We start from the raw sequence: 12,226 nt of genomic DNA, 5'->3' as shown, positions 1-12,226 counted from the left end.
GCAGCCCGTGAACGAGCAGCCGAAGAGTGCCGAGGCCGTGGCCAAGACGAGCAACTGGAACGTACCCAACGCGCTGACCACGCTGCGGATCATCGCGGTCCCGTTCTTCGCCTGGGCGCTGCTCGTCGACGGCGGCGAGAGCGTCACCATGCGCTGGGTCGCGTTCGTGATCTTCGTGCTCGCGATGATCACCGACAAGATCGACGGCGACCTGGCCCGCAAGCACAACCTGATCACCGACTTCGGCAAGATCGCCGACCCGATCGCCGACAAGGCGGTCACCGGGATGGCCTTCATCGGTCTCTCGATCGTCGGTGACGTGTGGTGGTGGGTGACCATCATCGTGCTGCTGCGCGAGTGGAGCGTCACGCTGCTGCGGCTCTCGATCCTGAAGAAGATCGTGATCCCGGCCGACCAGCTCGGCAAGATCAAGACCACCGTGCAGGCGGTCGCGCTCGGCGGCCTGGTGCTGCCGCTGCCGCACGGCGGGGCCCACGGCGGCGCCTTCGGCGACGCGCTCGTCCTCGAGCTGCTCTTCTACGCCTTCCAGGTGTGCCTCGCGGTCGCGGTCGCGCTGACGATGTGGTCGGGCGCCCAGTTCTTCCACGGCGTGTGGAAGCAGCGCGCCTCGCTGCGCTCCTGAGCTCCCTGCCGGGTGGTTCCTGGCGGTTGTAACTCCGTTACCAGACCTTCACCCAAGATCCCCGCCACGAGGGCGTACGCCGCGTTATGGTCGCCTGGTTTCGGTCGGTGCTGAATCGGGCAGACCGCCCATCGCCACAACTTCACGCGGGGAGTCATCCATGTTCTCAGCACGTCAGGTGCTCGGTTCGGTGGTCGGTCTGACGGCCGCCGTCGCCGGCGTCGGCGCGGTCGCCATGCCGACCGCAGGCGCCACCACGGCCGAGGTCGTCGCCATCTCCGAGATCCAGGGCACCGGCACCACCAGCCCGCTCGACGGTCAGACGGTCACCACCAGCGGCATCGTCACCGCTGCGTACCCCTCCGGCGGCTTCTTCGGCTTCTACCTGCAGACCCCCGGCACGGGCGGCTCGCTCGACCTCGGGTCCCACCAGGCCTCCGACGCGCTCTTCGTCTACCAGCCCCGCTCCGCGGGCGCGGTGACGGTCGAGCCGGGCGACGCGGTGACGGTGACCGGTGAGGTGGGCGAGTACGCCGGGCTGACCCAGGTGACGGTGCCGGCTGCCGGCGACATCGTCACCGACGGCACCGGGTCGATCGAGCCGGTCGTCTCCGCGTGGCCCGCCACCGACGCGCAGAAGGAGTCGCTGGAGGGGATGCTCTTCACGCCGCAGGGCGACATCACGGTGAGCAACACCTACGGGGTGGAGAACTACGGCGAGCTCGGCCTGGCCCACGGTGACCACCCGCTGCTCCAGCCGACCGAGGTCGCCCGTCCCGGCTCGGACGAGGCCGCCGCGGTCGAGGCCGACAACGCCGCCCGGGCGATCGTGCTCGACGACGGCTCCTCGACCACGCTGCGGCCGCCGACGAGCCGCACCATCCCCTACGTCTCCAACACCTCGCCCGTCGTGGTCGGCGCCTCGGTCGACTTCCGCGGCCCGGTGATCTTCTCCGAGGGTGGCTCGCCCTCGGCGCCGACCTACCGCCTCCAGCCCACCCAGGTCGCCACCGCCGACCCGGCGACCTGGCCGGTCGACTTCGAGAACGTACGCACCGAGGCCCCTGACGAGCGCAAGATCGGCCGCCGCGCGGACGTGAAGATCGCCTCGTTCAACGTGCTCAACTACTTCACCACCCTCGGCGACGCCGACGACGACAACGTCGGTGACGGCGGCTGCACCGCCTACAAGGACCGTGACGGCGACGGCAACAACGTCAGCGGCGGCTGCGACCAGCGCGGCGCCTGGGACCCGGCCGATTTCGAGCGCCAGCAGTCGAAGATCGTCTCCGCGATCAACGCGCTCGATGCCGACGTCGTCGGCCTGATGGAGATCGAGAACTCCGCGCGCCTCGGCGAGACGCCCGACGAGGCCCCCCGGTCGCTGGTCGCCGCCCTCAACGAGGCCGCCGGCAGCCAGGTCTGGACGGCCAACCCGTCCTCCGACGAGCTGCCCGACGCCTCCGGCTCCGACGTGATCACCAGCGCGATCATCTACAAGCGCTCCGCGGTCCGCCCGCTCGGCAAGGCTCGGGCGCTGGGCACCCAGAGCGGCGACGACCAGGCCTTCGGCAACGCCCGCGAGCCGATCGGTCAGGTCTTCAAGCCGACCGTCGGTGGCGCGCCGTTCTTCTTCGTGGTCAACCACTTCAAGTCGAAGGGATCGCCCGGCCCGTGGCCGGGTGACGGCGACACCGGCGACGGCCAGGGTGCCTCCAACGAGTCACGGGTCCGGCAGGCCACCGCGCTGGTCGAGTGGGTTTCCGCGATCAAGACCGAGACCGGGCTCGCCGACGTCGCGCTCGTCGGTGACTTCAACTCCTACACCCAGGAGGACCCGATGCAGGTCCTCTACCAGGCCGGCTACGCCGACTCCGAGACGCTCAGCGGCAACGAGGAGTACAGCTACTCCTTCTCGGGCCTGTCGGGCTCGCTCGACCACGTGCTGCTCAACCGGCACGCCCAGCGCCGCTTCACCGGCTCGGACATCTGGAACATCAACTCCGGTGAGTCGCTGCTGCTCGAGTACAGCCGCTACAACTACACCGGCGCCGACCTCCACACCGACTCGCCGTTCCGCTCCTCGGACCACGACCCGGTCGTCGTCGGGCTGAAGCGCAACGGCGGCTGATCCTCGCGAGACGCGCCGCGCGGCCCGGTCCTTCGATGAGGGCCGGGCCGCTACCTTGTGTGACATGTCAGCACTCGATGATCTCCTCGCCGCTCTGCGGGACGCCGACGCGACGGTCGCGACCGCTGAGTCCCTGACCGCCGGCCGCCTGGCCGCGATGCTCACCGACCCTCCGGGAGCCTCCGAGACCTACCGCGGGGGCTTCGTGACGTACGCGACCGAGCTCAAGCACAAGCTGCTGGGTGTTCCCGAGTCCGTGATCGAGACCGTCGGGGTGGTCTCGGCGGAGTGCGCGGCAGCGATGGCCGCCGGGGCGCGGGAGGAGGCGGGCGCGACGTACGGGCTCTCCACCACGGGTGTCGCCGGCCCCGAGGAGCAGGAGGGGAAGCCGGTCGGGACCGTGTTCGTCGGCATCTCCGGTCCGCACGGCGAGACAACGGCACAACTCGGGCTGTCGGGGTCGCGCGGCGAGATCCAGCGTGATACCTGTTTGTACGCTGTGGAAGAACTACTCGGACTACTTCGGCGGGAACATCGAACCGTCGGGTAGCGTTGGTGCAAGACGTCACCCAGATGTCGGTGACCTGTGAACTGTAGGAGGCTGACCGCAATGGTGCTCTTCCGTCGACTTCTCGGCGAGGTGCTTCGTGCCCAGCGCCTCGAGCGCGGGATGACCCTGCGCGAGGTCTCTGCGCAGGCGCGGGTCAGCCTCGGTTACATCTCGGAGGTCGAGCGCGGCCAGAAGGAGGCCTCCTCGGAGCTCCTCGCCTCGCTCTGCAGCGCGCTGGACGTCGCCCTCTCCGACGTGCTCCGCGACGTCTCCGACGCGGTCGCGCTCGAGGAGGCCACCATCCTCCGGATGCCGGTCCGGGCCACGGCCGACGTCACTGCCGCCGCCTGATCTACCCAATCTCGGGGAGATTTTCTCTCGGGTGTCTCAACGCCTTCCGCTCCGTCTCCTTGCCTGACGTGGGCCCACGACGGTCCCACGCACGGATGGGGAGATGGTGCAATGCACATGGCTGTCGAGAACGCGGGCTACTCGGAGACCCCTGACCTGCTCGAGGCCGAGCTCTTCGGCCTGGAGGAGACGTTGAACATCCTTCGCGACGAGCTCACCTCGGTCGCGCCCGGCGAGCGAGTCCACGTGGTCCGCCACATGCGGGAGACCCGGGTACGGATCGCGCAGATCCGGATGCGGCTGCTGCGCTAGCGCGGATGGCACGGATCAGGTCTGGCACCTCGGGCAGAAGTAGAGCGGACGCTCCTTGCCCGGTGGGCCGACCTTGATCCGGGTCACGGTGCCGCCGCAACGGCGGCAGGCCTTGCGGCCGTAGATCCACATCCGGCCGGAGCGCGACCAGTCGGCCTGCATCAGGTCACGGGTGCGCTGCAGCAGGCGGGGGAGCCGGTCGCCGGCCTCTGCGACGGTGTGCATCGGGTCGAGGCCGGCGATGAAGCAGGTCTCGGCCGCGTAGATGGTGCCGATCCCGGCGAGGATCGTCTGGTCGCGCAGCGCTTCGAAGAGCGGCCGGTCCGGCTGCTGGGCGAGGCGCGCGACGGCGATGTCGGGGTCCCAGTCGTCACCGAGGATGTCGGGGCCGAGGTGGCCGACCACGTCCTCCTCCCGGTCTCGACGGACGAGCTCGACGATGCCGAGCAGGAAGCCGACCGCCTCCACCTTCTCGGTGCGCAGCGCGACCCGCGCCTGGAAGGCGGGCTTCGGCCAGCGCCTGCCGTGCTCGAGGATGCGCCAGGTGCCCTCCATCTTCAGGTGGGTGTGCAGCGTCCACTCGCCGGTCTCGTGGTCGATCCGCGTCAGCAGGTGCTTGCCGCGCGCGACCGTCTCGACGACAGTGCCGCCGGAGAGGTCGACGGTGGCCAGCTTCGGCACCCGGAAGTCCGTACGCATCAGCCTCTGGCCGCCGATCCCCTTCTCCAGGCGACGGGCGGTGCGGTGCACCGCATCTCCCTCGGGCATCTCCTCACCTGCTCTGCGAGGTCGTCAGGCGCAGACCCCGCGGGGTGGCGATGAAGCCGGCGTACTGCAGCGCCTGCCGCAGCGGGGTGTCCCCGGAGCCGAGCAGCGGCGCGCCGTCGGCCTTCTCCACCGTGAGCCGGCCGAGCGCGCCTCGTCGGACCGCCGCGGCCAGCGCCTCGGCGGCCGGCTCGAGGAGGTTGGGGTCGTCGGACCACGTCAAGAGCGTGCGGCCGCCGCGTTCGACGTACATCGCCAGCTCGCCGTCGACCAGCACCACGATCGCCCCGGCCTTGCGGCCGGGCCGATGGCCCGAGGCGTCGGGGGTCGAGGGCGTCGAGACCGGCCAGGGGAGCGCAGCTCCGTAGGGGTTCGCCGGGTCGGTCGCGGCGAGCGCGAGGGCGATCGGCTCGTCGGTCGGATCGACCCGGGAGAAGGTGCGCAGCCGGTCGACCGATCCTGCCGTGCCGAACTGGGCCGCACCGAGCCCCTCGACGAAGTATCCGCGCCTGGCTCGGCCGGACTCCTCGAAGGCGCTGAGCACCTTGTAGACCGCGGCGAACCCGCCCGGGGTGCGCTCGGACTGGACCGCGCCGCGGGTGACCACGCCGTGGCGGTCGAGCAGCCGCTCGGCCGCGGCATGCGCGCGCTTGGTCGGGTCGGGGTCCGGCTCCGGCAGGATCGTCCAGCGTCCAGCGGTCTCGGGAAGACCCGACCTTGCCGGCATCCTGCCGCCGCCGGTGTAGTGACCGCTACGGGCTCGAGGCGGTGGACGCTTCGAGCGGTGGGAGGGGGTGCCGGACCGGGTCAGCGCGCGCAGCGGCAGCAGCGTGTCGTTGCTGACCCGTCCTGACCAGACCAGCTCCCACAGCGCCGCGCTCAGGTCGGCGTCGCTGGGCGTCTTCTCGGAGGCGGATGCCACGGTGCGGGCGAGCTGGTGGAAGAACCAGGCGCCCCCGGGCTCCAGCGCTTCGAGGAGCCGCTCGGCGAGCGGCCCCGGCGGCATCTCGGCGGGCGGCGGCAGGGTCAGGTCGGCGGTGTCGATCGGGTGCAGCGAGACCCAGCCGTCCGTGCCGGGCAGGGTTCCGTGGCCGGACCAGAGCACCTCACCGCCGGCGGTCAGCTCGTCGAGAAAGGCCGGCTCGTAGTCGATCACCCGGGCCGGCAGGATCAGACTCTCCAGCGCGCTGGCCGGCACCGGGCAGCCCGCCAGCTGGTCGACCACGCTCAGCACGCCGTCGACGCCGCGCAGCGCGCCCTTCCTCGTCCCCGTCGAGCTCGTCGAGGCTTTCTGCCACGCCGGCAGGAACCTGCCCAGCGCCGCGGGCTCGACCGGTTCGACCTCCTTGCGCAGCCGGGCGAGCGAACGCCGTCGCAGCATCCGGAGCACGTCGGCGTCACACCACTCCAGCCCGCTCCCGCCGGGCCGGAACTCCCCGTCGAGCACCCGTCCACGGGCCGCGAGCCGACCCAGCGCGTGGCGTACGACCGCCTCGCCCAGCCCCAGCCGCGCCGCCACGTCGGGCGCCGTGAACGGCCCGTGCGAGCGCGCGTATCGCGAGACCAGGTCGCCGACCGGATCCTCGACCGGCTCGGTGAACGCGGACGGTACGCCCGGAGGCACCGCCACCCCCAGCCCGTCGCGCAGCCGAGCCACGTCCTCGACGACGGCCCACCGGCTCTCCCCGGCAACCCGCACCTCGACCACCCGCCGCGCCGTAGCCAGCCCCTCGAGCACCCCCGAGACGTCACTTTCTGACGCCGAGAGGTCGATCTTTGACGCCGAGGCGTCAGTTTTCGTGCCCGACGCGTCAGAAACTGACGCCTCGGCGTCAATTTCTGACGTCTCGGCGTCGATTTTCGACGGGTCGGCGGGGGTGGTGCGGGCGGCGATCTCGGAGAGGGACAGCGGGCCGATGGTGCGGATGAGGTCGGTGATGCCTTCGGCTCCGCGGGCCTTACGTCCCGGGGCGAGGCGCTGGAGCTCGGACTCGACCTCGGTGAGCACCTCGGGGTCGAGGAGCTCGCGAAGCTCGGCACGGCCGAGCAGCTCGGCGAGGAGCCCCTGGTCGAGGGTGAGGGCGGCGGCGCGGCGCTCGGCCAGGGGCGAGTCGCCCTCGTAGAGGAACTGGGCGACGTAGCCGAAGAGCAGCGACTGGGCGTAGGGCGAGGGGCTCTGGGTGGAGACGTCGACGATCGAGATCTCGCGGCTCTCGATGCGCTTGAGCAGACCGACGAGGGAGGGCAGGTCGTAGACGTCGCGGAGGCACTCGCGGACGGCCTCGAGGATGATCGGGAAGCTCGGATACTGCGAGGCGACCTCGAGGAGCGCCGCCGAGCGCTGCCGCTGCTGCCACAGCGGCGAGCGGCGGCCCGGGTCGCGGCGAGGGAGGAGCAGCGCCCGCGCGGCGCACTCGCGGAACCGGCTGGCGAAGAGGGCGGACCCGCCGACCTCGGTGGTGACCATGCCCTCGATCTCGTCGGGCTCGAAGACGATGATCTCGCCGGTCGGCGCCTCGGCGTCGGTGTCGGGCAGCCGGATCACGATGCCGTCGTCACTGTCGATCGCCTGGCCGTCGACGCCGTAGCGCTCGCGGATCCGGGCGTTGATCGCCAACGCCCAGGGCGCGTGCACCGGGCGGCCGTAGGGGGAGTGGACCACCAGCCGCCAGTCGCCGAGCTCGTCTCGGAACCGCTCGACGACGATGTTGCTGTCGGAGGGGAGGATGTTGGTCGCCTCGGCCTGCTCGGTCAGGTAGGTGACCAGGTTGGCGGCGGCGTAGGCGTCCAGCCCGTCCTGCTGCGCCTTCGCCTCGGCCTTCTTGGCGGGCATCGAGGCGAGCTCGCGGGTGTAGGCACCTACCGCCTCGCCGAGCTCGGCAGGACGACCCAGCGAGTCGCCCTTCCAGAACGGCAGCCGGCCGGGCACGCCGGGCGCCGGGGTCACCAGCACCTTGTCGTGGGTGATGTCCTCGATCCGCCAGCTGGTCGCGCCGAGCGCGAAGACGTCGCCGACCCGGGACTCGTAGACCATCTCCTCGTCGAGCTCGCCGACCCTGCGACCGGCGCCCTCGCCGGCGATGAAGACACCGAAGAGGCCGCGGTCGGGGATGGTGCCGCCGCTGGTGACGGCCAGTCGCTGCGCGCCCGGACGACCGGTCACCGTCCCGGCGACGCGATCCCACACGATCCGCGGGCGGAGCTCGGCGAACTCCTCGCTCGGGTAGCGCCCGGCGAGCAGGTCGAGGGTCGCGTCGTAGGCGGAGCGGGGAAGCGTCGCGTAGGACGCCGTGCGCCGGACCAGGGTGAACAGCTCGTCGACGTCCCAGGTGTCGAGCGCGGTGGCGGCGACGATCTGCTGGGCGAGCACGTCGAGCGGGTTGGCCGGCAGGCTCATCGACTCGATCAGCCCCTGCTGCATCCGCTGCACGCTGACCGCGGTCTGAGCGAGGTCGCCACGGTGCTTCGGGAAGAGGACGCCGCGCGAGACCTCGCCGACCTGGTGGCCGGCGCGCCCGACGCGCTGGAGAGCGGAGGCGACGCTGGGCGGAGACTCGATCTGGACGACCAGGTCGACCGCGCCCATGTCGATGCCGAGCTCGAGGCTCGAGGTCGCGACCACCGCCGGCAGCCGGCCGGACTTGAGGTCGTCCTCGATCAGCGCGCGCTGCTCCTTCGAGACGCTGCCGTGGTGGGCCTTGGCGATCACGTCGGGCGCGCCCTGTGACTGGCCCGACTGCGCCATCACCTCGGCGGGCGGGCCGGAGGGCGGACCCCCGGGCGGTGTCTGGAAGACCCGGTCGGCGGCGATCTCGTTGAGCCGCGCGGTCAGCCGCTCGGCGAGCCGGCGGGAGTTGGCGAAGACGATCGTCGAACGGTGCGAGGTGACCAGGTCGGCGACGTGCTCTTCGACGTGGGGCCAGATCGAGCTGGCCCGCTGTGGGTCCTCGTCGTCGTCCTCGTCGTCGTTGTAGGGGCTCGGCGCGGTCATGTCCTCGACCGGGACCACCACGCTCAGGTCCCAGCGCTTCTCGGCCGGCGGCGCGACGATCTCGACGGGCTGGGACCCGCCGAGGTAGCGCGCGACCTCCTCCAGCGGGCGGACGGTCGCGGAGAGCCCGATGCGCTGCGCCGGCTTCTCCAGGAGCGCGTCGAGCCGCTCCAAGGTCAGCGCCAGGTGGGAGCCGCGCTTGGTCGCCGCCACCGCGTGGACCTCGTCGACGATCACCGTCTCCACGTTGCGCAGCGTCTCGCGCGCCTGGCTGGTCAGCATCAGGAAGAGCGACTCGGGCGTGGTGATCAGGATGTCGGGCGGCGCGGTGGACAGCTTGCGCCGGTCGGCCGCGGAGGTGTCGCCCGAGCGGACCCCGACCCGCACCTCCGGAGCATCGACACCCAGCCGCTCGGCGGTCTGCCGGATCCCGACCAGCGGGCTGCGCAGGTTGCGCTCGACGTCGACGCCGAGCGCCTTGAGCGGGGAGATGTAGAGCACCCGGCAGCGCTTCTTCTTCTCCGGCACCGGCTCGGTCAGCAGCTTGTCGATCGACCACAGGAACGCGCTGAGCGTCTTGCCGGACCCGGTGGGCGCCACCACGAGCGCGTTGCGCCCCGCGCCGATCGCCTCCCAGGCCCCGGCCTGGGCCGCCGTCGGCGTCGCGAAGGCAGCACCGAACCACGTGCGGGTCGGGTCGCTGAACTGCGCCAACGCAGGAGACGGGTCACTCATGCTCACCAACCTAGTCGCGACCACCGACACTCTTGTGGTGCAATCCCGCTGTGGATCTCGCGCTCGACCTGACCGACCGGTCGGTCAGGTCCGCCTCGCTCTACCGGGCCCTGCGCGACGCGCTGGCCGACGGCAGGCTGAAGGCGGGCGACCGACTTCCCGCGAGCCGAGCGCTCGCCAAGGACCTCGGCATCTCACGCAACACCGTCGCCACCGTCTACGAGCGGCTCGTCGCCGAGGGCTTCCTGGAATCGCGCGTCGGCGCCGGGACGTACGTCGCCGAGAGCACGCCGCAACCCAGGAACGAGGCCACCAGCGGCGCCCTGCGCCCGCGCGCGGGATGGCGGTGGACCCCGCGGCCGACGAGCGGTGACGGGGCGGTCCCGGCGTACGACCTGCGGGTGGGGATCCCCGACGCCGAGCTCTTCCCGTTCGACACCTGGCGCCGGATCCTGGCCGCCGAGTCGCGGCTGCGCGGCCACAACCCCGGCGCCTACCCCTCGCCCGCCGGGCTGCCGAGGCTCCGTGAGGCGCTGGCCCACACCGTCGCCTACCACCGCGGCGTCCGCGCCGACCCGGACCAGATCGTCGTCACCAGCGGCACCCAGCAGGCGCTCGACCTCGTCGCCCGGGTGCTCCTCGAGCCGGGCGACGTCGTCGCCGTCGAGGACCCCGGCTACGCCTCCGCCCGCGACCTCTTCGCCTCCCACGGCGCCCGCGTGGTGCCGGTGCCGGTCGACGAGGCGGGGCTGGTGGTCGCCGACATCCCCGAGCAGGCCCGACTCGTCTACACGACACCGAGCCACCAGTTCCCCCTCGGCGTACGCCTCTCCCGGAGCCGTCGCCGCGAGCTCCTCGCCTTCGCACACACCCATGGCGCGGGCATCGTCGAGGACGACTACGACAGCGAATTCCGTTTCACCGAGCGCCCTCTCGAGCCGCTGCACGCCCTCGACGACCAGGGCCGGGTGATCTACGTCGGCACCTTCTCCAAGTCGCTGCTGCCCAGCCTGCGCACCGGCTATCTGGTCGCGCCGGGCACCCTCGTCGACAGCCTCCTGGCCGCCAAGCAGCTCGCCGACGGCTTCGGCCCGGTCCAGCCCCAGGCCGCCCTGGCCCGCTTCCTGGAGGAGGGCCTGCTCGCCCGCCACGTGCGCAAGGCCTCCAAGACGTACGCAGCCCGCCGCTCGCTCCTCCTCGAGACCCTCGCGACGTGGCCGGTCGAGGTGCTTCCCTCGGCTGCCGGCCTGCACCTCTCCGCCTACGCGGACGTGCCGCCCGACCTGCGCGAGCGCGCCGCCGCCGACGGACTGGCGGTGGACACGATCGCCGCCAACCGGCTGCTCCCGGGCCGCGACGGGCTCTTCCTAGGCTACGGAGCCGTCCGGACAGAGACCCTCCCGCGCGGGCTCGAGCTCCTGGCCCGGCTCGCGGGCTGGACCTGAGCTCGGGCGGGAGCGCAGCAGCGACCAGGCCAGACCGGCGCCGGCGAAGAGCACCGGCCCGAGCAGGTGGGCACCGGTGAGCCCGAGCAGCACGAGAGCGGCGACCAGCGAGCAGACCGCCGCCCACCACGACCTCCCGCCGCGCGGCAGCAGGCGCAGGGCGGCCGCGGCGCCCACGACGTAGAGCAGCGAGAAGGTGCCCGAGGCCATCAGCAGCGCGGCATCGGTGGATGCACCCGCGACCCAGACCACCGCGAGGGTGACCAGCGCGACCGCGGCGACCGCGAGCAGCGAGCGCCGCGGGATCGCCGAGGCGGGGTCGGCCAGCGCCCGCGGCAGACCGCCCTCGCGGGCGAGCGCGGCACCCAGCCGCGAGCCGCCGGCGAAGTAGGCGTTGATCGCCCCGACGGTCAGCAGCACCGCGACCACGGCCGTGACCGGCCGCGCCGGCTCACCGAAGCCGAGGACCAGCAGGTCCGCCAGCGGCGCGGCACCGGAGGTGGGCCCGAGCGCGGCCACGGTCGCGAACGCGACCCCGAGGTAGAGCACCGTCACCACCACCATCGCGATCACGGTCGCCCGGCGGATGTCGCGCGCCGGGTCGCGGTAGTCGGCCGAGAGCGAGGAGAGGATCTCCCAGCCTGCGAACGCCCAGACCAGAATCGCCGCCGCAGTGCCGACCGAGCCCCACCCGTGCGGTGCGAAGGGCGTGAGCCGGCCGATCTCGGCGTGCGGCAGAGCCACCAGCACGGCCACCAGGAGCAGCAGCGCGATCGTCCCCGCGATCGCCAGCTGGACCCCGCCCGAGACCTTGATGCCGAACCAGTTCATCGCCGTGACGAGCAGGATGATCGCCGCCGTCGCGGCCATCGAGACGTCCCGGCCACCGCCGAAGGCGTCGGCGACGTACGCCCCACCGAACCCGGCCGCGACCGGCGCGCCCACACCGATCGTGAGGTAGAAGGCCCAGCCGACCATGGTCGAGACGTGCTGGTTGAAGGCGAGCCGTGCGTACGTCGCGACGCCACCGCCGTCAGGATGGCGTGCCCCGAGCGCGGCGAAGGTGGCTGCCAGCGGCACCGAGAGCAGGATCAGCGCCAGCCAGGCGACCAACGAGGCTGGTCCGGCCTCGTCGGCCGCCAGGGCCGGCAGGGAGATGACACCGGTGCCGAGCACCGCACCGAGGGTGAGGGCCGCGCCCTGGGGCACGGAGAGTCCGTCGTTCTTCACGAGGTCGACGCTAGTGAGCGCGACCCTCCTGCCGCCCGGCCAATCGGCCCTCCGTCACCTGGGCCAATACCCC

General features: G+C 72.1%; 9 protein-coding genes. 6 read left to right on the top strand and 3 right to left on the bottom strand.

Translation table 11 applies throughout. The features are described from left to right. Nucleotides 1-7: 7 nt before the first annotated feature. From pgsA to IEY81_RS16165, 5 genes are all read left to right on the top strand, one after another. Nucleotides 8-643: a CDP-diacylglycerol--glycerol-3-phosphate 3-phosphatidyltransferase gene (gene pgsA / locus IEY81_RS16185; protein WP_189119516.1), complete on the top strand. Its 636-nt coding sequence runs from the start codon at nucleotides 8-10 to the stop codon at nucleotides 641-643. Nucleotides 644-803: 160 nt separating this feature from the next. After that, the gene (locus IEY81_RS16180) at nucleotides 804-2,774 is read left to right on the top strand and encodes an ExeM/NucH family extracellular endonuclease (RefSeq protein ID WP_189119515.1); all 1,971 of its coding nucleotides are present in this window, start codon (nucleotides 804-806) and stop codon (nucleotides 2,772-2,774) included. Between the two features lie 64 nt (nucleotides 2,775-2,838). Continuing rightward, a complete protein-coding gene (locus tag IEY81_RS16175; protein WP_189119514.1) occupies nucleotides 2,839-3,324 on the top strand; it encodes a CinA family protein in 486 nt (161 codons plus the stop codon). A 60-nt stretch (nucleotides 3,325-3,384) separates the two neighbouring features. Continuing rightward, nucleotides 3,385-3,675 carry a helix-turn-helix domain-containing protein gene (locus IEY81_RS16170; protein WP_189119513.1) on the top strand — a complete coding sequence of 97 codons (291 nt, stop codon included), beginning with the start codon at nucleotides 3,385-3,387 and terminating at the stop codon, nucleotides 3,673-3,675. Between the two features lie 117 nt (nucleotides 3,676-3,792). Beyond that, the gene (locus tag IEY81_RS16165; RefSeq protein ID WP_189119512.1) at nucleotides 3,793-3,987 is read left to right on the top strand and encodes a hypothetical protein; all 195 of its coding nucleotides are present in this window, start codon (nucleotides 3,793-3,795) and stop codon (nucleotides 3,985-3,987) included. A 15-nt stretch (nucleotides 3,988-4,002) separates the two neighbouring features. Here IEY81_RS16165 and IEY81_RS16160 read toward each other — a convergent pair whose 3' ends face one another. Together IEY81_RS16160 and IEY81_RS16155 are read right to left on the bottom strand one after the other, a co-directional pair. Next, nucleotides 4,003-4,755, bottom strand: coding sequence for a DNA-formamidopyrimidine glycosylase family protein (locus IEY81_RS16160; protein WP_189119511.1), 753 nt, complete (start codon nucleotides 4,753-4,755; stop codon nucleotides 4,003-4,005). A gap of 4 nt (nucleotides 4,756-4,759) precedes the next feature. Beyond that, entirely contained in the window at nucleotides 4,760-9,478 is a 4,719-nt protein-coding gene (locus tag IEY81_RS16155; protein WP_189119510.1) for a DNA glycosylase AlkZ-like family protein, read from the bottom strand. Nucleotides 9,479-9,528: 50 nt separating this feature from the next. Between IEY81_RS16155 and pdxR the strand changes: the two genes are divergently transcribed. Beyond that, on the top strand, nucleotides 9,529-10,923 hold the full coding sequence (pdxR, locus tag IEY81_RS16150) for a MocR-like pyridoxine biosynthesis transcription factor PdxR (RefSeq protein WP_229787916.1): 1,395 nt from the start codon (nucleotides 9,529-9,531) through the stop codon (nucleotides 10,921-10,923). Here the strand turns inward: pdxR and IEY81_RS16145 are convergent. Next, nucleotides 10,846-12,153, bottom strand: a complete 1,308-nt coding sequence (locus tag IEY81_RS16145; protein WP_189119508.1) for an APC family permease — start codon at nucleotides 12,151-12,153, stop codon at nucleotides 10,846-10,848. The two genes, pdxR and IEY81_RS16145, sit on opposite strands and share 78 nt — an antisense overlap. Nucleotides 12,154-12,226: the final 73 nt, after the last annotated feature.

Origin of the sequence: Nocardioides luteus (assembly GCF_014648595.1) — a bacterium.
In the GTDB taxonomy this organism is placed as follows: domain Bacteria; phylum Actinomycetota; class Actinomycetes; order Propionibacteriales; family Nocardioidaceae; genus Nocardioides; species Nocardioides luteus.
The sequence above is the reverse complement of the archived record's forward strand: the minus strand, read 5'-3'. Positions and strand labels throughout refer to the sequence as shown.